Raw genomic sequence first — 27,000 nt, 5'->3', positions numbered from 1 at the left:
CCTGGATCGAACGCCCACGATAGGCGGCGTTTCGGTGGCATGTTCATGCTGGAGTCCGGCAAGGTTCGGTTCGCTCAACTGCTGTGAGGGAGCCGTCAACACGGCGTATGGAACGTGTAAAGTCCGCCGTGGTGTGCCGGGAAGCCTGGTCGGCGATAGGGAGAGCTCTCTTCGCGGATCGGGGTCTGACGTCATGGTGCTCGTCGCTGTTTTCGGTGTGGCGCTGCTGGTCGCGGTGCTGCTGTCCGGCCTCGCGGCCAGGACCGTGTTGTCCACCTCTCTGCTGTTCCTGCTGGGCGGAGCGCTGGTCAGTGACGGGTTCCTCGGGCTGATCCACATCACGGCCGACAGTGAGATCGTCTCGGTGACCGCTGATCTGGCCCTGTTCGCGGTGTTGTTCACCGACGGGATGCACGTTTCGTTTCCCAAGCTGCGGGAGAACTGGAAGAAGCCGGCCCGCGCGTTGGGGCTGGGCATGCCGCTGGCCATGGCCGGGATGGCGCTGATCACCCACTACCTGGTCGGGCTGGACTGGACGACGTCGTTCCTCGTCGGCGCGGTGCTCGCGCCGACCGATCCGGTGTTCGCGTCGGCGATCGTGGGCCGCAAGGAAGTGCCGGCCAAACTCAGGCAGTTGTTGAACGTGGAGAGCGGCATCAACGACGGGCTCGCGCTACCCGTCGTCCTGCTTCTCATCGCCGCGGCCGGCCCCACCTCCGGTCAGGCGGATGCCTCCGTCGGGGAGATCGCTCTGGAACTCGGTCTCGGTCTGGTCTTCGGGGTGGTGCTGCCGCTGGTGGTGGCGGGTCTGGTTCGGCTGCGGCTGCTGGGGGCGGAGCCGAAGCTGCAGCCGTCGCTGCCGCTGGCGACTGGGGTCATTCTGTACGGGCTGTGCCACCTCACCCACGCCAACCCCTACCTTGCCGCGTTCTCCGCCGGCGCCGTCCTGGCCTCCGTCTCGCCCGACGCGAAGTCGGTCTTCGAGCCGCTCGGCGAGATGCTCGCGGAGCTGGCGAAGTTCGCCGCGCTTCTGGTCTTCGGCGCGCTGCTGACCCCGGCCCTGCTCGGTGATCTGTCGGTGGGCGGGTACGTGGCCGTGGTGCTGGCGATCGTCCTGATCCGCCCGGCTTCGCTGTGGGTGTCGCTGCTGGGGGCGCGGATCGGGCGGCGGGAGAAGCTGGTAGCCGCCTGGTTTGGTCCGAAGGGCTTCGCGTCCGTCGTCTACGGCCTGCTCGTTCTCCAGGCCAGCATCCCCGAGGGTGAGGAGGCGTACACGCTGATCGCCGTCTGCATCGCCTTCTCGATCATCGCCCACTCCAGCACCGACGTGCCGATCGCCCGCCTCTTCGACGTGGAAGACCTCGCCGGTATCCCCGGCGACGACGACCACGGCGCTCCCACCCCGCAGTCGACCGATGACACTCCCACCTCGAACCGTGGACTCGACCAGGAGAAGCCCCATGATCGCCCGTGACCTAGCCGAGCCCTACCCGCACGTGATGACCAACGACGCCGCCGTGGACGCGGTCCGTCTGGTGGCCGAGCAGAACCTGCCCGCCCTGCTGGTCCTGGACGCGGACGGGACCCCGTACGCGGTCGTCCCCGGCTCCCAGCTGGTACGCCAGCTGGTGCCCGAATACGTCATGGAGGACCCGCTGCTGGCCGCGGTCATCGACGACCGGCACGCTGACGCCCTCGCCGACGAGCTGGTTGGCAAGACCGTCGCCCAGTGGATCCCGGGGCGTTCCTTCAAGCCGGCGTTCGTCGGCCCCGAGGCAGGAATCCTGCAGATCGCGGCGCTCATGGCCCGTACCCACGTACCGCTGGTGGCCGTCATCGACCGCGACAACGAAGGACGCCGACTTCTCGGGGTGGTCTCGGGCGCTTCTTTGATGCGCCATCTCCTCGATGTGGGAGGGCAGGCGTGAGCGGCTGGCAGAGCTGGGCGGCGGTCGCGGTTTTCGCGGGCGTCTACTTGCTGATCATCACCGAGTGGGTCCACCGTGTTGCCGCCGCGCTGGGGGGCGCGGCGCTGATGCTGGCCCTCGGCGCCACCGACGACCTCTCGGCCTTCTACTCGGACAAGACGGGCATCGACTGGAACGTCATCTTCCTGCTGCTCGGCATGATGATGATCGTCGGAGTCCTCAAGCGGACCGGCCTCTTCGAGTTCCTGGCGATCTGGTCGGTGAAGAAGGCCAAGGCCAGACCGTTCCGGGTGATGGCCATGCTGATCGTCATCACAGCCGTGGCCTCGGCCCTGCTGGACAACGTCACCACCGTGCTGCTCGTCGCCCCGGTGACGCTCCTGGTCTGCGACCGCATGAAGCTGTCACCGGTGCCGTTCCTGCTCGCCGAGGTGTTCGCCTCAAACATCGGCGGCACCGCCACCCTCGTCGGCGATCCGCCCAACATCATCATCGCCAGTCGGGCCGGCCTGACCTTCAACGACTTCCTCGTCCACCTCGCCCCGCTCGCCGCGGTCCTGACCGTCGTCCTGGTTTTGCTGTGCCGGGTGATGTTCGCCAAGCACTTCGTGTACGACGAGAAGCGCGCCGCCGAAATCATGGAGCTGCGCGAACGCGAGGCCATCAAGGAGCCCCGCCTGCTGATCCAGGGCCTGAGCGTCCTCGCGCTGGTCGTCGCCGGATTCGTCCTGCACCCCGTCCTGCACTACGCGCCCAGCGTCGTCGCCCTCCTCGGCGCCGGCCTGCTGATCGCGATCTCCAAAGTCGAGACCGGCGAGGTGCTCGGGGAGGTCGAGTGGCCCACCCTGGCGTTCTTCGCGGGCCTGTTCGTCATGGTGGGCGCCCTCATCGAGATGGGCGTCATCGGCGAACTCGCAAGCTCCCTCGCAGAGGTCATCGGCGGAGCGGAACTGGGCGGCTCCATGCTGCTGCTGGGCGGCTCCGCCGTGCTGTCGGCGATCGTCGATAACATCCCCTACGTCGCGACCATGGCCCCCATCGCCAGCAAGCTCGTCACCGACATGGGCGGCGACCCCGACCACGTCATGTGGTGGGCCCTCGCCCTCGGTGCCGACCTCGGCGGCAACGCCACCGCCATCGGTGCCTCCGCCAACGTCGTCGTCCTCGGCATCGCCGAACGCAACCGCCACCCCATCACCTTCTGGCAGTTCACCAAATACGGACTCGTCGTCACCACCGTCACCATCGCCATCTCCGCCCTCTACCTGTGGCTGCGCTACTTCGCCCTGGCATAAGAACCGGCCAGTCCCTCCCCTCTCGGGGAGGGGAGAACGAAACCCTTGCATGAACCGCAGCCGACGAACAGAAGCCGCCTCCCTTGCCCTGTGGTGGGGGGCGCTCACCGTTGTCTTGTGGGGCGGAGGGAAGCTCCGCGACGCACCTGCCCCGCTGGTGGCGTGTGCGGCAAGCGCCGCCGTTTTGATCAGCCTCGGCGAAGTGGCCCGCCGTCTGCGCTGCATCGGGCGCATTGGGCGGCCCGCAGGAACCGCACGCGCTGACGCGCGGGCTTACGCCTCGGTGTCGGGCCAGTCGAGCAGGCGGGTGCCGATCACCGCAGTCTGCAGGGTGTAGCGGTTGACCGGGTCGGCCGGGTCGGCGCCGGTCAGGCTGTGGAAGCCGGTGCCGACTCCACCCACCGGGCAGCGGCCAAGTGGTCCCGGATCAGCGCCCGCAGCGGCCATCCCGCTTCCGCCGCCCGCTCGCCGTCGGCCCGACGGGCCTCCAGCTCGGCACAGGTGAACCGGCATCCCGTGGCACACGCGTCGCGCAGAATCCCGGCGTAACCGCCAGATGACTCCCCGGTATCTCCCGGTCCGCCACATCTTCCCCGATACCGATACACATGATCATTCACGCGTCCTTGAACCCGACGCCCAGGGTTGCACGGGCACAAGGGTGACCACGGCCACGGCCCGGCGAGGGTCACACTGCCTGGAGAGCCGCCGCTCCGAAGGACACGTTGAAGCGGTCGCACCAGATGGTGACGCTGGTGTAGTCGGCGAGGTTCACCTCGGCCGGGATCTCGTAGTTCTGGTCGCCCTTGTTGCCCTTGAGCTTGCCGAGGCTGACGTACTTGCCGTCGTCGAAGACGCCCCAGCCCGCCGTGCCCTCCTTCACGGGGGCATCGGTGAGCCATACCCGAAGGTCCGGGCCATTGCTGGTCTCGAGGTTCTCCAGCCGGAGCGTACGCGAGCCATCGGGGAGCCGGATCAGCTTCACCGCGCCAGTGGTGGCGTGCTCGTGGCTGATCAGCAATCCCTGGGCGAGTACCTGCGGTCCGCCAGGAGCGGAAGGCGTTGCGGTGGCGGCAGCCGTGGGCGAGGAGGTGGGACCCGGGGCAGCGGCGGTCGGCAGCGCGTCGTTGACCGTGGCATCCTGCCAGAGCTTCCACGGCTGGAACCAATACAGCCCGGCGGCCAAGGCTGCCAGGGTCGTGACCAGTCCGCCGACGACCAGCCCTGTGCGCCGCTTCCTATCCTGCACTACCGCTCCCTCACCGTCACACAAAGGTCTTCTCGCCCGTAATTCAACGAGGTGGGCGCAGAGGTCGGCCAGACCTGGCAGATGACGGTTCCCTTACGGCCTTAGCGCCGGGCGGCAGTCCACACCGCGGCGGCGGTGGCCAGAACCAGCGCGCCAAGGGCCAGCAACGGCAGGCCGGGGCTGTCTGGCAGCACGTACATCACCGCGCCGGCCGCCGTCATGACGACGCCGAAGGCGAAAAGAGGGGACGCGGGACCGGACCGGGAAGGTCGACGCATGGAAGGGGCTCCTGGCAGGGAGGGTAGTGGCCCAGGCTCTCACGACCCCGGAGCGCGGTACAGGTCCCACCTCTGCGCGGCCCGCGCTCCTTGCCGCCGACGGCTACCGCTCCCGGAATCAGACCCCGGGTGTACGGGCATGCCCGCGCCCAAGCAGTTCCGCCAGACCCCGCCGGGTGGCGGCCAGGACGACACGGTCCTCGGGGCGCAGGACGTAGCCGGGGTGCAGCCGCCATACCAGTCCGGGCTGCTGCCCGCTGCCGCCCGCGAGGGCAGTCGCAAGGTCCGGGCGCCGGTGTTGGGGAGCCACGGCGTGCAGGGCGACCACCCACCACGCCCCCGGCCACAAGAACTCGACGCTGTGCAGCCCTCCGGGAGGGGGCCGGTCAGCCGCGCGTAGCAGTGGCCGAGCCGGCTGCGGCGCCGTGCTCCGGCACCGGGACCACCCCGCAGCAGTCGAACCGCGTTGCAGGGTGCACTCCTCTCCCGATCGGGCGTGCGACATCGCGTGGCGGACCACCCCGGCCGCCGACGCCGGCGCGGTCAGCCGGCCCAACGACGCCCCGACTGCCCCCGCCGTCGGGGCGTCCAGCTCGTCCGCGTCCGAGTCGGTGGCCCGGCCGGAAAACCGGTGCTCCACCTCCGCATGGTCAGGGGCGCGCCGGGGCCGGCTCCTTGCATCCTCTGGTCCGCAGCATCACGGCAGGTCGGCACGTCCCAGCCATGCCGGTTTCACCGGCACGCCGTCCGCATCGCGCTCCATCGGCGGCGCGGGCGACGACGGAGGGAGAGGCTCATGTGACCGACCGGTGTCATGGCCGGCGGTTCCTCAGCCGCCGTTGGCTCATCACCGACCCCTACCGCCGGTGCTGGACGGTCGGTGTCGTCCAGGAGTTCGGCAATGGAGAAGCGGGTGGCGTGGGACTGCCACGCGCCGTCGACCACCAGCAGAAATCCATCACCGTCGCGGAAGAGCCGGCGACGCTTCGGGCTCCGGGGGTGCTCCGGCGTGTAAGCACGCGCTCGCCGCTCCAGTTCCGCCATAGCCGGCTCACGGCCGCCTTCCACGTGTGCCATGACGTACGCCTCGGTGTGTTTGCGCTCCCCCAAGCCGACCGTTGAGTCCCCACCTCGTCATGGCCGCCTCCCCTCCCTGTTCGGTCCCGCTTCGGCAGCAGGCTTCAGAGCCGGTCCGGCTTCCTTGGGCGGTATTTACGGTGTGGGGCAACCTAAGCTGGCCGTTGTCCCCTTTGTGAAATCGTTGAAGAGGCCCTTCGGGGAGGGTGCGCTGGTTGCGAGGGATTCGGTCTACCGGGGGCCGGGCTCCATGGCGAAGTAGGTGGCCTTGCCTGTGCGGTGGGACAATGTGTGAGATGGCGTCGCACCCGTGACCGGTGCATCCTTGGGACTTACGGATGGTCTCGATTAGGGCCGGGTCCTGGGACAGCGGTGCCGAAGCCATACCGGGACCGCGAGACCCGCAAGCCCACACACGACACTCCATGCCAGCCCTGCGGGCCTTCGGCGCAGACCGAGGGGGCAGCCCGGCCGGGCGGTTCACCACACGAGCCAGAGCCACAAGCCCATGGCGGCCGAAAGCACGATAAGGAACTGGGCCGCCATGGTCGCAGACCATTGCTGCTCCTGGCCCACCGCGCCACGTTCCCCGGCGGTGGCGATACGGGCCAGTTCCCGGCGACGGCCCAGCAACCCCAGCGGGAAGGCCAAAACGACCAGGGCATACATGGACAGGACCTGATCAGCCCGCATGTCTTCGGCGTAGTACCGGACAGCGGCAAACGCCGCAATGAAGACCGGTGCCAGAAGCATTCGCGCCCTGAGGCCTCTCGTCGGCATCCAGGAGACAAGCGTTGCCAGGAAAACCGCTGTGCCCGCTGTGACGATGCCCCACCAAACAGGAACAGGGATGGCTGCGGCACTCATATCTCTCCCTCGATGCGACTCCTGCGGCCGAACCGGCCAGGGTCCACCCGCACCCCGCGGCGATCTCTAATCGGCATGACGCCCAGGCGGCTCTCTCCCGCCTTGATCCTCTCCACCCGCGCAGCTCGACACATTGCCGTTGATCGGCAGTCTTTGCCCCAGCTTCGATGCGGGTAGGAGCCTTCGACACCCGCCGCAGGCCGATTGTCGGCCCGTCCCGACGCGGTGGGCGGTAGGACGACGGCGCCGCTGCCGCCCGAAACGGCACTACAGACGGCAGCCACGGCGCAGCGCCCTACAGAAGACGCTCGCCACCCTGCAGGGCGCGGTGGGCGCCGCTGTCTACGTCAGCAGCTACAGCGACGGTGAAGTGCACACCGTTTAGGGACGGGCCTGGCTCGCTGGTGGCGTGTGGGGCGTGCGCCGCCGTTTTGATCAGCCTCGGCGAAGTGGCCCGCTGGCTGCGCTGCCGCATCCGGGCGCACGGGGCGGCCCGCAGGAACCGCACGTGCTGACGCGCGGGCTTACGCCTCGGTGTCGGGCCAGTCGAGCAGGCGGGCGCCGATCACCGCGGTCTGGAGGGTGTAGCGGTTGACCGGGTCGGCCGGGTCGGCGCCGGTCAGGCTGTGGATCCGCTCCAGCCGGTAGGTCAGCGCCCGTACGCTCAGCGACAGCCGGCGCGCGGCCTCGGTCGCCACGCAGCCGCTGTCGAAGTAGGCGGTGAGGGTGTCGATGAAGGTCTGTGCACCGCCGCGCCCGTTACGAAGCGGGCCTAGCACGTTTTCCACCAGGTCGGCCATCGCCTGCCGGTCCCTGGTCAGGACCGGGTAGACCAGCAGATCCGCCGCGTGCAGGACCGGCCCGACCAAGCCCATCCGCTCGGCGAGATCGAGCGCGTTGAGCGCCTCCTCGTAGGAGTGCACCACGCCGCCGGCGCCGGGATGGGAGCGGCCTATGGCCACCTTGCCGCCATCGGTTGCGGCATAGGCCTGCTTGGCGAAGAACGCCAGAACGTCCGGCTGGTCCCCGGGGGCCACACAGATCAGACGTCCGTCCTTGGTGGTGAGCAGGATCTGCCGGCCTGCGAACCGGGTCAGCACCGCCGATTCGATGCCGCGGGCCACCGGGTAGCCGTCGCCGTACGGCTCAGGTCCGCTCGCCACAGCCACCGCGTGGGCCTGGGAGAGGCGCAGCCCGAACCTTTCGGCGCGCTCCGCCAGCCTCCCGAGATCGCTGCGCCCGTAGAGGAGGTCGTCGATGAATTCGCGTCGCGCGGCTTCCTCCTGGCGCACGGCCTGGTGCTGGGCGCGCTCGTAGCCTTCGACGAAGGCGTCTACTGCCTGTTCGGTCACGGCAAGCAGGGAGCCTGCGTGCTGGATCGGCACATGTGTGAGGACTTCCTGGGACACGGCCAGGTGCGCGCGGATCATCGCGCGCAGGGTGAGGCCGGTCTCCGCGGCCCGCTCCCCGTCGGTGCGGCGTGCCTCCAGCTCGGAGCGCGTCATCCGGCGCCCGGTGGCGCAGGTGTCGCGCAGGCACTCGGCATACCCGGTCAGCTGGTCTTGCGGTGTTTCGCGCTCCGTCACGTACTCCCCCGTTCTCGTCGCGTCGCCGTATTCGTTGACGCCCAATCAGGGTGTCATAGGAAGCAAAGTGCCCTTCATCGGCAGCGAATGGTGGGTAAAGACTGCCGGTCGACGGCAGTGCGCTGTCGCGAAGCGGCGGAGAGGATCAAGGAACGCCTGTGTCGAGGAGAGCTGTGCGTGCCCGGTACCGGGGGTCACTCGCCGCGCGACAGTGCTGGACGTGGCGGGCATTGACCAGCGTCCACCCGTAGCTCCCCGGACGATCGTCGGCCTGTGGTCTGTCTGCGAGCATGGGCCGTTTGACGGTCTGCAGGCGACAACGCTTTTTGAGTTGAACGGGGGCGGTCGTGTCGGGGGACTTCACGCGGGAGTGGGGCAGCGAGAACGCCAGGGCCGCCGATCCTGCAGCGATGCGGCTCAACGGTGTTCCGGCAGCTGACGGCAGTGGCGGCGGGGGGATTTTCGCGTCGACGCCGACGCAGAAGAGGTCTGCCGCGAACACCATCGAGACCGAGCTGGAGCCGAACACCAAGAAGGCCACGGACCGCGGACGAGAGCACCAACACCGCAGTCAAGGGCTTCGAGGGCTGGGACGCGGCCATGGGCCTGAAGAAGGTTGCGGACACGTGGGACCAGCAGGTGAAGGTCCTGATGGGGCGGCTCGGTTCGGAAAAGGGCTCGCTGCGCGGCGCTTCGGGCCTGTTCGTACGGAACGACCTCGGCACGGGGGACGGCTTCCGCCCCCTGGGCACTCGGTCGAAGCTCAACGGTCTGTAAGGGGGAGCAGTACATGTTGACGTACCACGAAGTAATGTCGGCCGACCTGGGTCTGCTGACGACGGCAGCGGGCAAGTGGGACGAGATGGCGGGCGAGCTGAAGAAAGTCGAGACCCGTTACGGCGACAGTGTCCAGAAGATCACCATGGGACCCGACTGGAGCGGCGTCAGCGTAGGCGTGGCCCACTCGAACTTTGCCGCCACCAGGTACGAGTACTCGCCCAGATCCAGGCCAGGGCGGTCGCGAGTCTGCTGCGCGATGCCCATACCCAGTTCACCGACCTGAAAAAGCGCGTCGAGTCCGCGCGTGACGACGCGATCAAGGCGGGGATGACCGTCTCGGAGCAAGGCACGGTCGCGTTCGACTACGCCAAGCTGACTCCCGCCGAGCGCAGCGCCTACCACCACGACCCCGACGGCCAGACCACCATTCGTGACGCGGTCAACAAGTGGCAGCAGCACATCAACGACCAGGTCAAAGCCGTTTCCGAAGCCGACCAGGGCGTCAAAATCGCCCTGGAGGCTGTCGTGGTGGACAGCAACAAGGACGCCTTCGGCAAGGGCAACGACGAAACTTACAATGGCTTCAACGCCGACGCACAGGGCGACATCGAGGTCTACGAAGCCCGCAATGCCGAGGACATCGCTACCCGCATCAACAGCGGCGACAAGGTGTCGGCAGCCGACTACGCCGAGCTGGACCGCTCCTTCCGCGACAACGCCAAGAGCACCGAGTTCAACCAGACCTTCCTCAACGGGATGGGCGCCCAGAACACCCTCAAGTTCACCAATCGGCTCAACGACCTCGCCTACCAGGACGACAAAAAGGGCAAGCAGACCTACCTGAACCTGGAAAAGGGTCTCGCCAACTCCCTGTCCAACGCGATGCAAGACCCGAAGTCGAAGTTCTACAAGGACTTCCGGGAGCAGCTGAGGAAGGCCGGCGTCGATAAGTTCGACCTCAAGGAAGCCGCCGAGGGCCCCAACACGATCAGCCGCGGGCGTGGGCAGCAGGTCCGGGGCTATCAGAGCCTGATCACTCTCATGCAGAGCGGCGACGGCTACTCGGCGCCGTTCATGCACGACCTGGCCGACGACATCCGCTCGGCGGAGGACAAGAAGCGCGGTGGCAACCCGAACATCTGGGACCTGCAGGGCGACTTCAGCGGCAAGAACGGGGGATGGTTCGCCAACGACCCGCTCGACGGCCTGCTCGGCATCATGTCCAAGGACCCGGCCGCTGCCACCTCCTACCTCGACCCCGGTGCAGACCACAAGAACGACAACCTCCAGTACCTGCTGAAGGAACGCGACTGGAAGTTCGACGACACTCCCGTCTGGCACGGAAACATCGAGACGCACAGCGACACCGAGAGTGAGGGCAAGGACGCCCGCACCGGTCTGGGGCTGCTCCTTGAATCCGGCACCACCGGCCACACGCCGCTCGGCCCGAACCAGGACCCCTGGCCGGCTACCCCTCACACCGAGGGACAGGCCCGCATCATGCACGACGTGATCGGCGGGCTCGGCCCCGACCAGAGCGTGCACGAGAACATGCGCGAGCCCCTGGCCCGCGCGCTGGCCACCTACACCGCCGACACCCACGAAATCCTCGGGGGCCTGGACTCCAAGTACATCTCCGCTGCCGGGACCGGGTACTTCCACGACGGCGACAAGACCCACATGGCGGTAAGCCAGAAGGACCTCGTGCAGTTCATGCGAGGCCTCTCCGAGGACCCGGAAGCCTACGGAACCCTCCACAAGGCGGAGTCCCGCTACATCGACCTCTCCCTCGAACAGATACCCAAGGGGGCGCACGGCTCCGAGCTCACCAACCCGATCAACAAGGCCGGCACCGCTCTGGGCGTCATGAGCTCCATCCGGGAAGACGTGATCAACGACGGCCGGATGGCCGGCTACAGCGAGGCCGACTGGAAGTCGAAGCTGGCCTATCACGTCATCGGAGGCGCGGTGACCCCCATGTACTTCACCACGGCCGGCGGTGTCTCCATCGCCTTCGGCGACTCCATCCAGCGCGGCGTCGACACCTGGGCATGGGAGTGGGGCAACCGGATGAAGGGTGAGATCGACGCCAAGGTCAACCCTCAGATCGCGGATGAGTACCTTTCGGTGAACACCCAGGCGCCGATCCTGATCCGCGAATGGGCCAACGACCGGGCGGACATCTCGGAGAGCGACATCCAGGACTACACCCGCGACGTCCTCGAAGGCCGGGTCCGCGGTACGGAGACAGCACACAAATACCTGACCGACACGACCAACTGATCGGGCAGCGAGAGAGCGAAGTGGGGACGTCGATGACGGGGAGCACGGGACGCCGAGCCGTTCCAGTCAAAGCGTGGGCCGGGGCGGGAATATGCCTGGCCCTGCTCGGCGCATTCGGGGCCTGGTTCATCCTCGGGCGCGAGACGTCCCCACCCTGCAACGGGCCGCCCGAGGACGGGCGTGTGCAGAAGTCCGTTGGGGCAGCTGTGCATCCCGGGATGAGCTGTGCCGCGCTCGGTCAGGCCCTCGTGAAGGCCACGGCCGCCGAGCAGGGCAGGCATTCACAGGAACAGGCGCAGGCCGTGAAGGACGTGCTGTTCTCCCCGGGACTCGACTACACCAAGAATCTCCGGATCGATGCCGCGCTGCGGGTGCCACTGGCAACGGTGCTCGCGGACTTCGCCGCCGATACGCATGAGCTGCTCGCGGGTCTCGATTCCCAGTACGTCATGAAGGGGGACCCGGACGACGTTCCCTGGGAGGCCTCCGGCACGCATCACCTTGCTGTAGACCCTCTCGTCTTCCGCAACGTCGTGCGCGCCATCTCCCAGGATCCCCAGGCATACGCGATCCTGCGCCTGGCAGAGACCCGGTACGCGGCGCAGCAGCTGGCCACCGTCCCCGGCGACGCGACGGGCACCGCCTTCTCCCTCCCGCCGACGAAGAACGCCCGCGCGCTCGGCATTCTGGACGGCCTTTCCGACACGTACACCCGTGACCGAGCATGGCGGACCGCCATGCGCGACCGCTTGCTGCGCGAGCCGGCCGCCCAGGACACCTACCAGGAGGACCCCGCCGCCTACTTCACCGTGACATGGCTTCAAGGCCTCAGGAACACGCCGGAGGCGGAACTGGTCAACCGCCTCCGCGCCCAAGGAGTCGAAATCGCCCGCACATGGACCCAGGCACGAAATACTGACGAGTCCACTCGGCAGGCTCTGATCGCCGAAGTGGACCGGAGCGCGCAGAATGCCTACCGCGAGGCCAAGTCATAACAAGTGGCGCCAGCGACAGGCTGCCGGGCAAGGGGCGATGGTCCGCCGCGGAGTAACCGGACCGGGTGCGGGAGGTTAGCAGTGTGACATCGCTGTCCGAGGGCGCCCCGAACGGAGAAGGACCATTTCTGCTGATGCTTCACCTTTGACGAGCGAGTGCCGCGTTCGCTTGTCCCTCATTGATACCGGCCTGCCACTGTCGTTGGATCATGCCCAGCGTGCGGCGGTGCAGGACAGTCACAATCGCTGGTATGTCGAGCAGCTGGTCCAGCATGGTCTGAACGACAAGGCGGCCCTGGTGCAGGGCGCCAGCCTGGCGGATCTCGCCTGCCGAGTCCTGCCCCGCACCTCTGTGGAACGACTGATCGAGGTCGCCGCCGAACCGAATACGGCGGCCTTCACCGGCTGGGCGTCGTCCAGCCCATCGCCTCACGGGAACCGATCGAGCGCGAGGTCTGCTCCCGGCCGGTCCGGGAACCGCGATGACTCGATGGTCGAGGCTGCCGGTGATCATCACCGCCAGCAGGCCGAGATATTCGCACTGCAGATCCTTGGTGAAACTTTCCCCCTCCGGCGCCGCCACCAATGCTTCGTGCCCCTCCGCCAGGAGAGCGCATGTGGCCTGTGCCGCCCGGATCACCGCCTCGAACCGCGGCGGGGCAAGACGGGCCCGCGCCATCTCCAGGTATATGCCCAGGACGTCCATCCCGTCACCGCCGTCGGGCCGCCTAAAGGACTCTCGATCATGACTCCCAGCCTTCCCGCGCCTGACCGTCCACGCCCACCCTACGCAGCCCAGCCAATGCCCGAGAGGCGATCACCCCTCTCCGCCACGCGCCGTGGCGCCGATGGGATTCGCGGTCGGAGGCCAAACTCTGCGATGACCAGTGCACGACCCCGGCCCTCGGCCGGGGGCATTGCCACCGCGTACAGCCGGGACCTCCGCGATGACGCCCACATCCTCCGGCTGTGTGTCGTTTTCCGACAGGCTTGCCAGTCGGTTTGGCCGAGACATACGGGTGGGCTGCTGCCGGGCACGCCAGGGGCCCGGTCCCCGGGCGAGCGAACCGGCCTTCATGGTGAAAGGGCCGGTGTGGCGTCGGCTACTGGTTACCGCCGCCGCTAGCCTGGCCGCCCTTGCGGCCTGCTTCCGAGGCCCGCTCGGGACCGTTGGCGAAGTTACCGGAGTTGTTGGACGCAGTCATGCCTTACTACTCCTTCACTTTCGTAGTCGGTGGTTCCTTGCGACACTTCGCGCGCCCGACTCGGTGGGAGACATTCACGCCCTTGTCGCCGATTTTCTTAACGACTCGTCAGCGCTTGAGCGGGCGGCCTGGAGTAAGCGGTGCCCGCCATGACACGCGCAGGGCAGGGGCTCGCCCCGGTCGGGCGGCCAGCGGCCACGGTGAAGATCGCCCGCGGGGTCCGGCCGGTTTGGGCTTGCTGTGCCTGTCGCGCGGGCGTGATGGGCGGAGGGCATCGGCTCACTTCGCTACCGACTGCAGGTCCGCCGCGGCGGCGTGCTTTCTGAAAACCGTCTGCCGGGCGCACGCATCAGTGTGAGAGTCCGGCGATGGTTTCGGCATCCTTGCGGTGGTTGCCGGGGCCGAGCCACTGGGTCAGGAGCACGGTGGCGTCGTCGGAGAGCCGGCCGCGGTGGTGTTCCAGGATGCCGTGGACCAGACGGCGCAGTGTTTCCGGGAGGGACAGGCCGTCGGCGTGGTGGCGGATGAGGAAGTCGGTGAATCCGTCCAGGCCGAACTCATGGCCGGCTTCGTTGCGGGCCTCGGTGATCCCGTCGGTGTACAGGACGAGGTGATCGCCGGGCTCCAGCTGCTCCCTGCACACGGTGATCTCCAGTCCCAGGTCGGTGCCCATCGGATGGGACGGCGGGCACCGCAGCTGGGTGATCCAGCGGCCGTCCCGGATGACCAGCGGGGGCACATGCCCGCGGTTGACCCAGGACAGCACGCCGGTCGTGACATCCAAGTCGGCCAGAATGCCGGTGACATAGCGGCCCCGACCGAACTCCTCCGTGAGCCTGTGCTCGATGGCCACGCTCGCCTCGACGAGGCCCGTCCCGTGGCGTCGCTCATTGCGGCAAGCAGCCACCGCCAGGTTGGCCGATACCCCGGCCGAGGTGTCGTGGCCCATGGAATCGAACACCGCCAGATGCAGGACGTCCCCGGCGCGCGCGTAGTCGAAGGCGTCCCCTCCGACCTGGTAGGCCGGCTCCAGCGCCGCACCGATGACCACCGAAGCGTCCGCGTACGCCATGGGCGGTGTCAGATGCCACTGCATCTCCGCGGCCACATTCATCCTCTCGGTCCGCACCAGACGGGCATGGGCGTCACTGGAGTCGCGTTTGCCGACCACCAGCATCGCCACCACCGACGCCAGCAGCTCCAAGTCCTCCCGCAGAAGGTCGTCCGCACGTGCGGTGGACACCCGCAGCACACCCAGCCGCTCGGTGCCGTCCAGCACCGGAACCCACCACACCCCACCGTCCCCGGCCACACCATGCTGCAACGTCTGGGTGTACTGGAAGGCACGCCCGGCCACCGTGCCCTCGATGTTCAGCTCCGCCAGACCCTCCGGCGCGCCCTCGCGGGCATCCATGCCCCGGCCGGTGACCAGCCGCAGCACATACTGCTGCAGGTCAGCCAGATAGATCAGCACCTCATCCAACCCCGCCCCCGCGGCCTGACGGCCCACCTCATCGGGAATCTCCGCAAACGAGATCAGGTGGCTGCCGCTCAGCAGAGCAGTCAGCATCCGCCGCATACCGGCACCGTGATCAGCCATGTCCACGTCCCCTCCTGCCATCCGGGCCCCGGCCCCACGAAACCGAAGGGAAGGGAAAGCCGCTATCCGTACTCGCAGCTGCCCACCAATCAACAGCATCACTCGACAATTACCGCCTGCCGACGGGCCCGCGGATTATGCGCGGGCGCGCCGTAGCCGTCTGGAGCAAGACTGAAAGACCGCCATGCAGGTCACAGTCATGACCTGGGCCAGTTGTGGTGGGCTTGCCAGTATCAACCGCCGGCCTGCGCGGGCGTCCAAGAGAGCGTGGAGGAAGGAGGAGTCCGCGAACCTCACGTCGAATTCACCCATCGGAACGATCAGCTAGATCCAGTCCCCGTGCCGTCGGCCGGTTCAACGCTCGGTCGTTCAGGACCGGCAGGAGCCGCCAGCCCGTCACCGCGATCATCAGCGCGAATGCCGACGCCTTCACCCGACGCCCATCAGAGGCGCTATGCGGGGGCCACACCCGGTCCTGGGTGGGGCCAGGGCAGGCCGGACGGCGGATCGGGGACGGCCCTGGCGGACGGTCGGGCGGGGTGGTCGGTGGTCGGCCGGCCGTCCGTCCGTGGGGGGCGAGCTGGACTCTGCACGGGTGGCGTCGCCCGTTCGCCCCGGCGAGAAGGACCGGGAGTGGTGGGGAGGCGTGGTGTGCTGCGTACAAGGCCACGAAGCCCCGACAAGACCGGCCCGGATTCCCCGGCCGGTCTCCCGGACGACACGGAGGACGTATGTCTCGTTCCCAGCACAGCCGACGAACCGCAGCCACCCTCGTGACTCTTCTGGGAGCAGTGCTCCTGTGCCAGTCGATACTGTTCCGCGCCGATGCCGCCGTCGCGGCGAAACCTCGCGTCGACTGGGATGCGATCGCCCGGTGCGAGTCCGGTGGCAACTGGCGGGCCAACACCGGCAACGGACACTACGGAGGTCTGCAGTTCACCCGGTCGAGCTGGAAGGCCGCAGGCGGCCACAGATACGCGGCCAGAGCAGACCTCGCGACGAAGCCGCAGCAGATCACCGTTGCCAAGAAACTGGCCCGGATGCAGGGCATGGACGCGTGGACGTGCGCCCGCCGTTACTGACTGCGGCTCCTCATCGGATGGGGCGGCCTGCCCCCCTGCGAAACGCCAGCGCCGGCAGACAGTGCGACTGCAGGGAGCCCACCTGTTCGAGCAGCAGCCCAAGCCGCCGGAGTTTGCGCGGCCGCGAAGCCGTCCCGACGCAGCGCTCAACGACCCGGACCGGGAGGCAGACCTTCGTCGACCAGGCGGCGATCGGCCGCAAGGCCCGGCGCGCGCTCCATCGGCGCCGGGGCCTGCGCGGGCACTACGCCCTTGCAGGCCACCGGCGAGATCGGCTCCGGGGGGCTGCAACGTTCCACGAACTCCCTGCCGACGCGGACGGTCCGCTCGGCAGACGACTCACCAGAATCTTGCCGTCCCGGTTGATCGGCCGATGCGTGCTCAGGGCGCCCGCTCGTTCGTTTCGCAGGAAGATGGCCAGGGCGCCTCCAGATCGAGCCTCGTCGCAGGAGCGGTGACCCGCGACGCCACGGCTCGTTCGTACGCCGAGACCCAACGCTCCGCCAGGTGCTCCTGGAGGCTGCGGGCGGTCAGGAAGACACGGGTCGGGCGGGTGGTGGGGGTCATGGTCCGAAGGGGCGCAGGGGTGCGTGGGGCAGGTCTTCGGGGGTGTGGCCGTTCCGGTCAGGGGCAGCATGTGCCGGGTTGGGCAGTAGCCGGGTTGTTGGTGGTCGATCTCAGTCCGGGTCGGCCGGGGTCACGGCCGAACTCGCGGCGTACAAGGGCCGAAGGCATGTTCGGCACCAGTAGAAGGATCGTCCCATCACGCCTGCCTGCACGAAGCGGGAAGGGATCGAAAGGGGGCAAGCGTAGGGGTGGTGATCTTGAACGGCGGCACCAAGGGAATGTCTCCTTGACATCGGCGGAAACGATTCAGCGCGGGCGCTCCCCAGACCTGCACCTCCACGGGGAAAGGTGTAGGTGTGGGCGCCGGTGTGCCTCAGGCCTGGGGGACGGCCGTGGGGCGGGGGCCGGTGAGCCGGTGGGCTGCGATCAACTGCTCTGCGGCGGTCAACGCCTGGTGGAGGTGGCGCCGGCCGAGCAGGACACACAGAGTGTAGGCGGCGTCGTCGTAACAGGCGCGCAGGGCCGGATCGTCCGGAGCGCTGAACGTGTGCCGTCGCAGGTCTCGAAATCGGGCCAGATGTTCGCGCAGTACCCGCGGGTTCGGCAGCAGTGGCGAGGACGTCGTGCCGGCGACGGTCAGGGAGCGGTCGATCGCAACCCGTACCGCCGACTCGACGACGGCGGTCGGTGGCTGGGGTGGAGTGTCACCGCGCAGGAGGGCGGCCGCGGCGCCGGCGATCTCCTCCACAGTGACGTCCAGCGTTGTGGCCGCGTCGGTCAGGATCCGGCGGGCGGTACGGCTGTCACACGGAACCAACGCCATCAGGACACCCAGAGCCCGGCCCACCCCCGCAGACTCGACGGTGCGCGCGACCGCGGGCCGGTCCTGCCGGTCGTCGGACGACGGCGTCGGTCCTGATCGGCTGGAATCCGAGCTGCTCACCACACACCTTCCGACGAAAGGCCCCCGGGTGGGGGCCGATCCAGGGGTGGAGACTGTGTAGCAGCCGCGCCCGACCAAAAGCCCCTCGACACGCCGTCTTCACGTCGCTGTGCTCGGGAACCCATGAGCTCCCGCACAGCGGGCGTACAAGGGGCCCGGTCAGACGCTGCCGCGCCAGGAACCCGTCTCGGTGCCACGTTCCTCGATGAAGTGCTTGAACCGCTTCAGGTCACCCTTGACCTGCCGGTCGACGAAGCCCATCTTGTCGGCGATGGCCTCCGCCATCCCGTCCGGGTCGAAGTCCATCATCAAGGTCACCTCGGTGTGGGCCGGGTCGATCGGCCGGAAGGTGACCAGCCCCGACTGTTCCGTCTCCCCACCCACCGTCACCCACGCGACCTTCTGATCCGGAACCTGCTCCGTGATCTCCGCATCGAACTCCCGCTCCACGCCACCAATCTTCGTCACCCAGTGCGTGAGCGTGTCCGTGCGCTGCTCAATCCGCTCCACGCCATCCATGAACTGCGGGAACGACTCGAACTGCGTCCACTGGTTGTAAGCCGTCGTCACCGGCACACCAACCTCGATCGATTCCCTCACCTGAGACATCGAAGACCAACCTCCACGACTCGGATCCCCGCCGACGGCCGCCGGCCGGGCACAGACATCCCTCCCCCACCGACACACCTGCTCCTCCACACCACGGCGATATACCACCCACCCGAGGGCCCACCCCTTGCGTGTTCCCGGCAACCGGCCCGCCAGGGGCAACGCTCTATTGACACCGCACGCAATCTCAGGCGACCGGATCCACCTGCGAGCCGCCGGCGGACGGCCGCACTACGGACCGGGAGGGGCTCGCGCCCGCACGGCCAGCGGGCGGCGCAGGGTCGCCCTCGTCGCGGGCAGTAGGCGACGGCACCTCGCAGCTGGCGGCCGGACGCCTGGTCCAGGCACGGCAGGGTCCCCGTGACCACAGCGAGCCGGTCGTGAATCTCGCGGACCTCGGCGGTCAGGATGTCGCCCTCGTCGTGGTCCGGCTGTGCAAAGCTCTGGCAGCGTCGGGGGTGTGCACACTCACGGGCCAGCGACGAGGGTATCCGTACCGGTCGTGGTAAACAGGCTCTTCACTTGCGTTGTACGCACCTTGCACACGCCGAAACAGATGCCGCGCTGGCGGGCGTCGGCGCGAGCGCGCAGCAGAACGGTCAGACCGGCGCAGTCACAGAACGTCACATGGCTGAAGTCGACGTCGATGCAGGGCACGCCTGCGGCCAGGGCCTCGTCGAGGGCGTCTTGCAGCCAGCGGCCCGGTGGCGATGTCGATTTCTCCGGAGACGGTGACGACCGCCCGTTCGCCGATGGTGCGGGTGACGGCCCGGAACTCGTCGGGTCTCACGGCTCGCGTCCACGCTCGTCGGCCCTGGCCAGCCGGCCTCGAACCGTCTCGTGCGACAGGCCGGCCGCATCTGCGATGCGGCGCAGACCCCAGCCCTCGGCCCGGGCTGCGGCCATCGAGCCGTCCAGGGCCTGACCGGTCAGAGATTCCAGGGCTCTCGCAGCTCGGCTGCCGCGTGGAGCCGTCCCTCGGGCGGGAGACTGTCCAGCCCAGCGCACACATGTGCCACGTCCGTCTTCAGCGAATCGATCCGCGCAGCGACTTCTTCCATATAGCCAATGTGCCCTGCGCCCGGGGACGAATGTCAAGAAAGTTGACATCCGGCGGCCTCGACCGTCACGGTGTGTGTCCGTTGCTGGAGATGGTCTGCAGTCGCGGGGGATGCTCCGTCGCGTTCAAATGCGTGCCCGACCTCAAGCGCGAGTTCAGAGGCTGGTCAGTACCTGCGGGCACAAGTTTTTGATCATGGTGTTGGTCCAGCGCATCTGCCGCAACGTCTGCGGGTGGCAGGACGAGGCAAGGGTGAGAAGCCGTTCGTCCTTGGTGGCCTGGGCCGTTTGGGCCAGCATTTCCCAGTGCAGGGAGTTTTCCGTCGCGGCGAGGTGCAGTTCGCGCAGGTCGCGCAGGAGGAGAAGTCCCGGTTCCGGACGGCGGCCGAGGGCCTCGGCTGTCTTCTCCCGAAGCGTTGAGAGTAGACCTGAGTGGGCGGGATCCGGCGCCTGGCTCAGGTCCATGTCGTAGTGGCGGCCTGTATCGGCCAGGCCCTGGACGTGCTCGCTGGACCAGCGGGCCAGGTCGGTGGCCACGTGGTAGATCTCGTGCTCGGCCCGATGCCGTTCGGCGACCGCGAGGAGTTCCTCGGCAAGGTGTCTTTCTCCGTGGTGGAGTGCGCGTAGGGCGAGGGTGATGCCGTTCACTGGCTGCTTTCCTTTCGGTCGGCCCACGCGTCGTCCTCGGAGTGAGAGGCATGGGCGGCGGGGCCGCCCGTTGTGGGTGGCACGCTGTCCTGCTGGATGGGGGCGGACGCTGTGGTGGTCGGCGCCGGCGCGGGCTGTCCGTCCCCGCGGGCGACGAGGGTGAGCGCCGCCGCGGCGGTTTTGAACAGCGGCTGTTTGGAGGCGGGATCCCAGTCGGTGATGGTCGTTTCGTTGGCTGCCCGTCCCGGGGTGGTCGCGTCTGGGCCGTGTCCGGCGGGGGTGTCCCAGTAGCCGTAGTGGAACGGCACGAACAGCAGACCCCGGCGGATGTCGGTGACCCGTACCCGCCCCTGCAGGGCGCCGCGCGGCGAGGAGACCTTCACCAGGTCTCCCTCGTTCAGCTCACGGTCAGCCGCATCGGCCGCGGACACCTCCACCCATACGTCGGGGGCGGCTGCGTTCAGCTGGGGGGCGCGGCCGGTCTTGGTGCGTGTGTGGAAGTGGTAGATGGTGCGCCCGGTGGTGAGCTGGAAGGGGTAGTCCTCGCTCGGCTCCTCGTGGGGCGGCTGGTAGGCGGCGGCTTTGATCATCGCCTTGCCGTCGGGGTTGAGTGAGCGGTATTCGACGACGCTGTCGGCGGCGCCGGTCTCCAGGTCCTTGCCGTACGTCTCACAGGTGTCGGGGTGGGCCCAGGCGATGCCGTCGGTGTAGAGGCGCTCGGTGCCCTCCGGGGCTTCCTCGTTGCAGGGCCACTGGATACCGCTCGCGCCGCGCAGCTTGTCGTAGGTGAGGCCGGTGTAGTCGCAGGGGCGGCCGGCGCTGCACTGCTTCCACGCCTCGAACGCCGACTGCGGGTCGTGCCAGTGGATCAGGGGGCCGCCGTCTTTGTCGCGGAAGTCCATGCGGTTGGCGTAGTCGAGGAAGATGTCCAGGTCAGGCTTGGCCTCGCCGGGTGGGTCGACGGCCTTGTCCGACAGGTGGACGGTGCGGTCTGCGTTGGTGAAGGTGCCTGTCTTCTCGCCCCAGGTCGCGGCGGGCAGTACGACGTCGGCCAGCTGGGCGGTCTCCGTGAGGAACAGGTCCTGGACGACGGTGAACAGGCGCTCCTGGGAGAGGATCGAGCGGACGCGAGAGAGCTCCGGAAGCGAGACGGCCGGGTTGGTGCCGCTGATCCACAGCATGCGGATGGAGCCCTGTTCGGCGTAGCGGAACATCTGCATGGCGTGGGTCGGCGGTGCGTAGTGCGGAATCTGCTGCGGTTCGACGTTCCACACCCGGGCCAGGTCGGCGACGTGCTGGTCGTTCTGCCAGTTCCTAAAGCCCGGCAGGTCTCCGTTGGCCCCGCACTCGCGGGTGTTCTGCGCGGTGGGCTGGCCGTTCATCTGCAGGACGCCGGCTCCCGGCCGGCCGAGCATGCCGCGGATCAGGTGCAGATTGTTGATCTGGACTGCGGCGGCGGTTGCCTGGTGGGACTGGTAGACGCCTTGGAGGACGGTGGAGAGCAGCCGGTCGGCTGTCCCGAGGACTTCTGCCGCTTCGCCGATGCGGGAGGCCGGGACATCGCAGATCTGCGCGACCCACTTTGGTGTGCAGTCCTTGACCTGTGCTTGTAGCTCTTCGAAGCCGACGGTGTGCGCTGCGATGTAGGCCTGGTCGGTGCGGTCGGTGCGGATGATCTCGTGCAGGAGCGCGTTCAGCAGCGCCACGTTGGTACCGCCACGCGGGGCCAGGTGCACCGCGGCCTTGCGCGCGACCTGTGTGGGGCGCGGATCGACGCAGACCAGACGGGGCGGATCGCCGCCTTCGAGCCGGTCCAGGATCCGCATCCACTGCACCGGCTGCGTCTCTGCGATGTTGTGCCCGAACAAGGCGATCACGTCGGCGTGGTCGATGTCGTCGTAACTTCCCGGCTGGCCGTCGCAGCCGAACGACTCCTTGAGTGCCTCCGCCGCGGTCGAGGTGCACAATCGGGTGTTGCCGTCCAGGTGGTTTGTCCCGATCCCGGCCCGGGCAAGGACGGCGAGCGTGTAGTACTCCTCCAGGAACAGCTGTCCGGTGGTGTAGAAGCCGATCGAGCCCGGCCCTCGCTCGTGGAGAAGTTCTTGGGAGCGGGCAACGATCCGGCCCATCGCGGTCGCCCAGTCGGTTTCCACGAGGCGTCCGCCCTCGCGCATCAGCGGACGGGTCAGCCGGTCGCCTGAGGAGTTGGCCTGCCAGCCGAACAGGTCCTTCGGCCCGAGCCGGCCGTGATTGACCCGGTCGCCCGCCCGCCCCCGTACCCCGACCATCCGGCCGTCGAGCACGGCGATATCCATGGCATCGCCGTCGGAGTGCAGGATCGAGGCCGCCTGGACCCACTGCTGCACCTCGTCTTCCGCGACGCCGTCGGCCAGGTAGGTGTCCACACGGGCCGGCCACGCTTCGTGGCGCCGATAGGGCGTACGGGAACCCCAGGGTTGTGCGATCCGGTCCACCGAAGCCTCCACGCCGTTCTCCCGACTGCGGTGGCGCCTATGCGCCGACCGCATATTCAACCGCTGTGTTCTAAATGTGGCGGGTACCCTTCATCGCGCCGCGCAGACACACCAGGAGCCCTGTTCAAACCGTTTTTCATCGTCTACTGCCTCACCGCGGGGCTGCTCAACGCCCACCTCCTCGCCCCGCTGGTCGCGCTCCGCGAAGCGGACCCGGCCGCCAACGGGGCTGCGGGGCCAAGCCGCGCGGGAGTGGCCTCCCTGCCAACGGCGGTGTTGGGACTTGGCCGGAGCGGGACAACTCCCCCGTCCCGCTTCGGCGCCCACTCCCCGCGGCGGGCCGTTCTGACCAGCCGGGATGGCGGACTGCTCTGCGTCGGGTGACAGTGGCCGCAGCGCCGGCGGGGCCTGCCGACGCTCCGCACCGCGCCCGCGAGGAGCCATCCGCTGTCCGAACGCAAGACCGCCCTGCGCAGCATGCACGATGGGGTCTGGCCGCCTGGTTCGGCGGCTCCCTGATGGGAGCGGTCGGCCTCAACAGCGCCGGGAAGGACCAGGGCGCAAGCAGGCAGGGGGCTCGGATCGCGAGTTCCGGCTGGGCGAAGTGGACGCCGGTCAACGCCGCGGTGATCGGCGTGCATCTGGTCGGCGCGAGCGGCATCCTCGCCGCCAACAGCGCCGTGTCACCAGCCAGCAGGGTGTCGCCGCCTCCACCCTGGCAAGACCGTCCTCACCGGCGCCGCCCTCGCCGCGACCGCGTACGCCCGCATGCTCGGCAAGAAGATCGAGTTCGCCTCTTCCGGCGACCCCCACGACGCGGAGAAAGCCGAGCGGCACGCCTTCGACACCAAGAAGGCCGAATACCACCTCGCCCGCGTCCAGTGGATCGTGCCCGCCCTCGCCGGCGGCCTGCTCATCCTCAACGCCCTCCATGGCGAGCAGCAGCGGCCCGCCGAGCAGGCCCACGGCATGTGGCAGCGCTACCGCACCCTGTCTCCCTACATGCCCTCGCCGGGCGACTGACACCTGTGCGCTGACGCTGCTTGTGGTTGCCTCACGTTTGGTCTCCGGCCGTCCATATCTCGCGGCGGATGCCACCCGCCGCTCGTTTGGCAGGCGTGAAGGGGGTAGAGGCCGGGGGATGGACGCGGCCTCTACGCGTGCTGTCAAAGCCCGGACCCGTGCCCGTCTTGATCTGCTTGTCGATCAAGGTGAGGGTCTTGGTGTGGGCGGCTTCCTGGTCGGCGACACCGCCGTCACGAACGCCGCCCACAAGGCACGCCCCACCGGCCTCACCTTCACGACAACACGCCTACAAGCTCAGTGATGGGGAGATTTGGACTTCCCCACCACCTGCTTGGGGCGGCCCCAGACCTGCTCAGTGGATCTCCCCAAGCAAGGCGCCCGACTTCGGTCGGCGCCAGCAGGATGGGCCGCCCGATAACCAGCCAGGTCGGGCTGCCGACGAGAGTCGCCTGGCCTGGGAGTTATCCGCGCCAAACAGGCCCCTCCCGTACCGGGTCCGACCGTGCACGGACGAGCCTTGGCTGGCTAAGGCAGTTGAAGGGTCGCGCAGGTGGGGCCACTTGATGAAAGGACATCACAGTCCACCTCGCCGCCCGCGGTGACTGCGGTGATCTGGATGCCCCAGGCGTTCTGCGAGACCGTGATGGGCACGCTGACGCGCTGGTCGACCTCGCCCTTGTCATTGGGGCGAAGGGTGCTCTCATAAAGGCTTTCCTCCGCGACGACAGGGTCTCCGCTCTTGTTAACGCCAGCCACGAACACGTTGATGGTGGCCCACCTGTCGACACCGTCTGCGTGGACGTCGAAGTTCAGCTTCAGCTCGGGTCGGTGCCCTTCGATGATCAACCGAGTAACGGTGGGGCGACCGTTGCCGCCTGCCGCCTCGGCGGCGCCGACGACGGCCACGCTCAATGCCGACATGTAGAAGATCACTCCCAGCACCAGGACCAGGGTCTTCGAGCCGTTGCCCCGGCGTGTGGGGTGGAGGAGCAGGGCCACAACGCTGCAAGCAACAGCCAGAATGGCGCACAGGGAGGCGACGTAGATGGGCCAGGACTCGTTGTTGAGGGCGACGAAGACCACATCGCTAGTAAGGCCGAGGGCGGTCATGATGCCCGCGACGGCGACCAGTGCACCGGCCAGGATCTTGGCGACGTCGTCCAGGCGCTTGCCGACCCTGGCCTGGACATCATCCGGTCCCGCCCTCAACGGCTGGTGGTCGCGGCCCGCGCCCGTCCTGGGGACCCAGCTCATGGCACCACCTACGCTCGCGCCGGGAGGCAGGCCGTTCGGACTAGCCCAAAGGGGCAGACCGGACGAGGAGCCTCAGTCCCGAAGATGACCGTTCCAACGCGGTAATCCCGGCGTCTACTGCTGCATCCCCACAAGAGCAGGGCCCCGGCCTGGCGGCCGCCTGCGCTCGCTCACTTCCCCAGTCCGTTGGCAACCCGAACAAAGTGGGGCGAGGGGTAGTTTCTTGATTTTACACCTGTGCGGCGGGGTCGTGCGGTCGTCGGCTCCGCCTTCCTGGACGCCGCAGTGCCCGTTGTGCGGGGTGTTGGGACGTCATGACGTGGAGTGGACCGCGTGTTCTTGCGTCCTGATGGACGTCCAGATCGTAGGCGGGTGGGTTTCGGTGCTTGGGCTGGGCAGGCGGTGTGGGGGCGGATGTGCCGAAAGTCGCGACCGACTCGAGCCGGAGTGAGGCGGTCGGACGAGGTGGGTTTCTCCCAGGGAAGATGTCTGTCGACCGCCAGTGGCCGGGCCAGTCGCAGTTACGCGTAGGCCGCGGGGATCAGCCATGTCCAGCGGTCCGCCGCCTGGGGTGTGCGGACCTGCGGGCAGGTCCAGCCGACAGTCTGTTTGACCAGGCGGAAGTGTGCTCGATGTCGAAACGCCGCAGGTAGGCCTGCCACGGACGGTCGGTGTCCGCCTCAGTGGCGGCGGTGCCCGACCGCCACAACCAGACCGGCTTCATGGTGGATGTCCAGGCGGATCACCGTTCCCTCGACGGTCGGGAGCATGCCGTCGGCCGCGGCCCAGGAAGAGCGGTGGGCGAGTTCGACGAGGAGGCCCGCGAGCTGTTCCTGTCCGTCAACGCCCGCAGGGTCTTCACCCCGTAGACATTGTGGAATTAATGGCGACCCATAGTCCGGGGTTGGTACCGGCGGGGAAATCTCCCCGGATCCGTCCCCGCCGGTCACGCGACGCTGTTCCTCTCCAGCTTCGTCATCTGCCGGTCCCTCGTACCGCACCTGCCCCACTGGCTGATGACCGGTGCCACCTTCACCGTCGCAGGACTGTGGACAGCCTGGGAACCTCCTGCTGAGCCCGCGCCTTGACGTCGCCGACGCGTCCAGGCGGGCGGTAATCGCACCGTGCATCCCCTGCATCTTCATCATCACCAGCTCGGTCAACTCGCTTGCGTCTCCTTCGACGTATGGGCCCACCAGTCCCACGACATCACCGTCCTGCTGGCAAGAGACAACCCGCCCAGCGGCATCGGCGGCACCTATGCCTTCATCGATCTACCTTCGCTGCTCCTGGCCCCCTGATACTGCGCCTGGAATCACCGCCCAGCCTCCGCAGGCTGGCGCGGCCGAGGAGGCCAACGGCGTGGAGGCGGGGGCGGTGGTCAGCAGGGGCGGGACGTCACGTCTTTTTCGTCGTCTACTTGAGCAGGCTGCCGAGACCGGCGACATACGCGGGCGCTGGCGACAGCCCCGTGACGGCGCCGGTGAGCTGACGCTTTGCGTCCCGCACGGTCGGTGTGAGGAAGCGGAGCGAGAGCAGGTAGTCGAGGCTGAGGGGGCCAGCCTGGGTGCTGGGGGTCGGGCGCGCTGCGGTAGGGGCGGCGGCTTGGGCGGTCGAGGCGCAGGCGATCCCGATGGCGCTCAGGGCTGCCGCGGACACGATGCTGGAAAGAGCGAGGCGAGCCATGACCGCTCCAACGCCGTCCCCGCCGCCCGGTTATGGGCCGAATCCTGGTGGGGCGGTGCTTTCGCCTGACTGGAGCCGCCGGTTGGGCAATTCGGGTTACGGCCGAGGCCGTCATGAGGAAGACGGATTCGTCAGGTGCCCACGTTGGCGCAGAAGGCCTGCGTCGTGACGTCCACGGGCTCTGTGCTGCCGTTGAAGACCGCTGCGACCCACCGAGTGTTGTCCTCACCGGGTTGTGCTACCGATTTCACGAGCGTGATGAGCGCGGCGGAAGATCGAGTGAGGGCAATGCAAGCGGCGGCCCGTGACAGCGACGACGGCCCGCGGGCGGCGTGGCCAGTCCTGACGCCTGGACGCCGTACACCGCCGCTCACGGTGCAACCGCCGGCCTGTTGAGGGGCGGATCATGCCAGGTGTCAGAAACAGAGGCGCGCCCGGGCCGGGAGCTCGGTGTACCCGGGGCGGGGGCCTGCATCACAGCCTCTGCAACGAGTCGCAGGTGAACCGGT

26 protein-coding genes and 2 pseudogenes are annotated in these 27,000 nt (G+C 68.2%); 10 read left to right on the top strand and 18 right to left on the bottom strand.

The genetic code is table 11. The features are described 5' to 3' along the window. The first annotated feature begins 193 nt into the window (after nt 1–193). Genes OHA81_RS32190 through OHA81_RS32180 form a run of 3 tightly spaced genes read left to right on the top strand, consistent with a single transcriptional unit; the run spans nt 194 to nt 3,223 of the window. Nucleotides 194–1,474 carry a cation:proton antiporter gene (locus OHA81_RS32190; protein WP_329201805.1) on the top strand — a complete coding sequence of 427 codons (1,281 nt, stop codon included), beginning with the start codon at nt 194–196 and terminating at the stop codon, nt 1,472–1,474. Next, a complete protein-coding gene (locus OHA81_RS32185) occupies nt 1,461–1,928 on the top strand; it encodes a CBS domain-containing protein (RefSeq protein ID WP_329201804.1) in 468 nt (155 codons plus the stop codon). The genes OHA81_RS32190 and OHA81_RS32185 overlap by 14 nt, the downstream gene beginning before the upstream one ends. Next, nucleotides 1,925–3,223, top strand: a complete 1,299-nt coding sequence (locus OHA81_RS32180) for an ArsB/NhaD family transporter (protein WP_329201802.1) — start codon at nt 1,925–1,927, stop codon at nt 3,221–3,223. The genes OHA81_RS32185 and OHA81_RS32180 overlap by 4 nt, the downstream gene beginning before the upstream one ends. A 273-nt stretch (nt 3,224–3,496) precedes the next feature. Here the strand turns inward: OHA81_RS32180 and OHA81_RS32175 are convergent, their stop codons facing one another. The 6 genes from OHA81_RS32175 to OHA81_RS32145 all read right to left on the bottom strand — a co-directional run bounded on the left by OHA81_RS32175 (nt 3,497) and on the right by OHA81_RS32145 (nt 8,280). Continuing rightward, on the bottom strand, nt 3,497–3,625 hold the full coding sequence (locus tag OHA81_RS32175) for a hypothetical protein (RefSeq protein ID WP_329201801.1): 129 nt from the start codon (nt 3,623–3,625) through the stop codon (nt 3,497–3,499). A 286-nt stretch (nt 3,626–3,911) separates the two neighbouring features. Further along, the gene (locus tag OHA81_RS32165) at nt 3,912–4,472 is read right to left on the bottom strand and encodes a DM13 domain-containing protein (protein ID WP_329201799.1); all 561 of its coding nucleotides are present in this window, start codon (nt 4,470–4,472) and stop codon (nt 3,912–3,914) included. Nucleotides 4,473–4,573: 101 nt separating this feature from the next. Next, nucleotides 4,574–4,750: a hypothetical protein gene (locus OHA81_RS32160; protein WP_329201797.1), complete on the bottom strand. Its 177-nt coding sequence runs from the start codon at nt 4,748–4,750 to the stop codon at nt 4,574–4,576. 118 nt (nt 4,751–4,868) lie between these two features. Beyond that, nucleotides 4,869–5,390, bottom strand: coding sequence for a hypothetical protein (locus OHA81_RS32155; protein ID WP_329202677.1), 522 nt, complete (start codon nt 5,388–5,390; stop codon nt 4,869–4,871). Nucleotides 5,391–6,307: 917 nt separating this feature from the next. After that, nucleotides 6,308–6,694 (bottom strand): hypothetical protein, encoded by a 387-nt coding sequence (locus OHA81_RS32150; RefSeq protein ID WP_329201795.1) that lies wholly within the window; start codon nt 6,692–6,694, stop codon nt 6,308–6,310. Between the two features lie 524 nt (nt 6,695–7,218). Next, nucleotides 7,219–8,280, bottom strand: a complete 1,062-nt coding sequence (locus OHA81_RS32145; RefSeq protein WP_329202648.1) for a PucR family transcriptional regulator — start codon at nt 8,278–8,280, stop codon at nt 7,219–7,221. A gap of 600 nt (nt 8,281–8,880) precedes the next feature. On the opposite strand from OHA81_RS32145, the gene OHA81_RS32140 reads away from it, so the two are divergent. From OHA81_RS32140 to OHA81_RS32125, 4 genes are all read left to right on the top strand, one after another. Next, nucleotides 8,881–9,057: a hypothetical protein gene (locus OHA81_RS32140; protein WP_329201793.1), complete on the top strand. Its 177-nt coding sequence runs from the start codon at nt 8,881–8,883 to the stop codon at nt 9,055–9,057. 13 nt (nt 9,058–9,070) lie between these two features. Then, on the top strand, nt 9,071–9,343 hold the full coding sequence (locus OHA81_RS32135) for a hypothetical protein (protein ID WP_329201791.1): 273 nt from the start codon (nt 9,071–9,073) through the stop codon (nt 9,341–9,343). A gap of 44 nt (nt 9,344–9,387) precedes the next feature. Further along, entirely contained in the window at nt 9,388–11,343 is a 1,956-nt protein-coding gene (locus OHA81_RS32130; protein ID WP_329201789.1) for a hypothetical protein, read from the top strand. A gap of 182 nt (nt 11,344–11,525) precedes the next feature. Then, nucleotides 11,526–12,338, top strand: coding sequence for a hypothetical protein (locus tag OHA81_RS32125; RefSeq protein ID WP_329201787.1), 813 nt, complete (start codon nt 11,526–11,528; stop codon nt 12,336–12,338). A gap of 139 nt (nt 12,339–12,477) precedes the next feature. Here the strand turns inward: OHA81_RS32125 and OHA81_RS32120 are convergent, their stop codons facing one another. From OHA81_RS32120 to OHA81_RS32115, 3 genes are all read right to left on the bottom strand, one after another. Next, nucleotides 12,478–13,044: a hypothetical protein gene (locus OHA81_RS32120; protein ID WP_329201785.1), complete on the bottom strand. Its 567-nt coding sequence runs from the start codon at nt 13,042–13,044 to the stop codon at nt 12,478–12,480. Between the two features lie 397 nt (nt 13,045–13,441). Further along, nucleotides 13,442–13,543 carry a general stress protein gene (locus OHA81_RS34720; protein WP_443056733.1) on the bottom strand — a complete coding sequence of 34 codons (102 nt, stop codon included), beginning with the start codon at nt 13,541–13,543 and terminating at the stop codon, nt 13,442–13,444. Nucleotides 13,544–13,892: 349 nt separating this feature from the next. Then, entirely contained in the window at nt 13,893–15,143 is a 1,251-nt protein-coding gene (locus tag OHA81_RS32115; protein WP_329202646.1) for a PP2C family protein-serine/threonine phosphatase, read from the bottom strand. 731 nt (nt 15,144–15,874) lie between these two features. Here OHA81_RS32115 and OHA81_RS32110 point away from each other — a divergent pair. Then, nucleotides 15,875–16,225, top strand: coding sequence for a transglycosylase family protein (locus OHA81_RS32110; protein ID WP_329201784.1), 351 nt, complete (start codon nt 15,875–15,877; stop codon nt 16,223–16,225). 381 nt (nt 16,226–16,606) lie between these two features. On the opposite strand, the gene OHA81_RS32105 is transcribed toward OHA81_RS32110, so the two are convergent. The 6 genes from OHA81_RS32105 to OHA81_RS32080 all read right to left on the bottom strand — a co-directional run bounded on the left by OHA81_RS32105 (nt 16,607) and on the right by OHA81_RS32080 (nt 22,537). Continuing rightward, on the bottom strand, nt 16,607–16,792 hold the full coding sequence (locus OHA81_RS32105) for a hypothetical protein (RefSeq protein ID WP_329201782.1): 186 nt from the start codon (nt 16,790–16,792) through the stop codon (nt 16,607–16,609). 373 nt (nt 16,793–17,165) lie between these two features. After that, entirely contained in the window at nt 17,166–17,735 is a 570-nt protein-coding gene (locus OHA81_RS32100) for a DUF5133 domain-containing protein (RefSeq protein ID WP_329201780.1), read from the bottom strand. Between the two features lie 159 nt (nt 17,736–17,894). Beyond that, nucleotides 17,895–18,344 carry an SRPBCC family protein gene (locus OHA81_RS32095; RefSeq protein WP_329201779.1) on the bottom strand — a complete coding sequence of 150 codons (450 nt, stop codon included), beginning with the start codon at nt 18,342–18,344 and terminating at the stop codon, nt 17,895–17,897. A 468-nt stretch (nt 18,345–18,812) separates the two neighbouring features. Continuing rightward, complete coding sequence (locus OHA81_RS32090; RefSeq protein ID WP_329202644.1) at nt 18,813–19,037, bottom strand: STAS domain-containing protein; 225 nt, start codon at nt 19,035–19,037, stop codon at nt 18,813–18,815. 522 nt (nt 19,038–19,559) lie between these two features. After that, on the bottom strand, nt 19,560–20,051 hold the full coding sequence (locus OHA81_RS32085; protein ID WP_329201777.1) for a hypothetical protein: 492 nt from the start codon (nt 20,049–20,051) through the stop codon (nt 19,560–19,562). Continuing rightward, entirely contained in the window at nt 20,048–22,537 is a 2,490-nt protein-coding gene (locus tag OHA81_RS32080; protein WP_329201775.1) for a molybdopterin oxidoreductase family protein, read from the bottom strand. The genes OHA81_RS32085 and OHA81_RS32080 overlap by 4 nt, the downstream gene beginning before the upstream one ends. 435 nt (nt 22,538–22,972) lie before the next feature. Between OHA81_RS32080 and OHA81_RS32075 the strand changes: the two are divergent. Next, nucleotides 22,973–23,548 (top strand): annotated as a pseudogene (locus tag OHA81_RS32075) (hypothetical protein). Nucleotides 23,549–24,076: 528 nt separating this feature from the next. Here the strand turns inward: OHA81_RS32075 and OHA81_RS32070 are convergent. Further along, nucleotides 24,077–24,805, bottom strand: a complete 729-nt coding sequence (locus OHA81_RS32070; protein WP_329201773.1) for a hypothetical protein — start codon at nt 24,803–24,805, stop codon at nt 24,077–24,079. 233 nt (nt 24,806–25,038) lie between these two features. Further along, a pseudogene (locus tag OHA81_RS32065) lies at nt 25,039–25,614 on the bottom strand (NF041680 family putative transposase); the annotation flags it as partial. A 315-nt stretch (nt 25,615–25,929) separates the two neighbouring features. Between OHA81_RS32065 and OHA81_RS32060 the strand changes: the two are divergent. Next, nucleotides 25,930–26,106: a hypothetical protein gene (locus OHA81_RS32060; protein WP_329202675.1), complete on the top strand. Its 177-nt coding sequence runs from the start codon at nt 25,930–25,932 to the stop codon at nt 26,104–26,106. 115 nt (nt 26,107–26,221) lie between these two features. On the opposite strand, the gene OHA81_RS32055 is transcribed toward OHA81_RS32060, so the two are convergent. Further along, nucleotides 26,222–26,491 carry a hypothetical protein gene (locus tag OHA81_RS32055; protein WP_329201771.1) on the bottom strand — a complete coding sequence of 90 codons (270 nt, stop codon included), beginning with the start codon at nt 26,489–26,491 and terminating at the stop codon, nt 26,222–26,224. Nucleotides 26,492–27,000: the final 509 nt, after the last annotated feature.

Origin of the sequence: Streptomyces sp. NBC_00667, assembly GCF_036226825.1 — a bacterium.
Lineage (GTDB): Bacteria > Actinomycetota > Actinomycetes > Streptomycetales > Streptomycetaceae > Streptomyces.
Note: the sequence above shows the minus strand (reverse complement) of the source record. Positions and strands in the feature narration are given on the sequence as shown.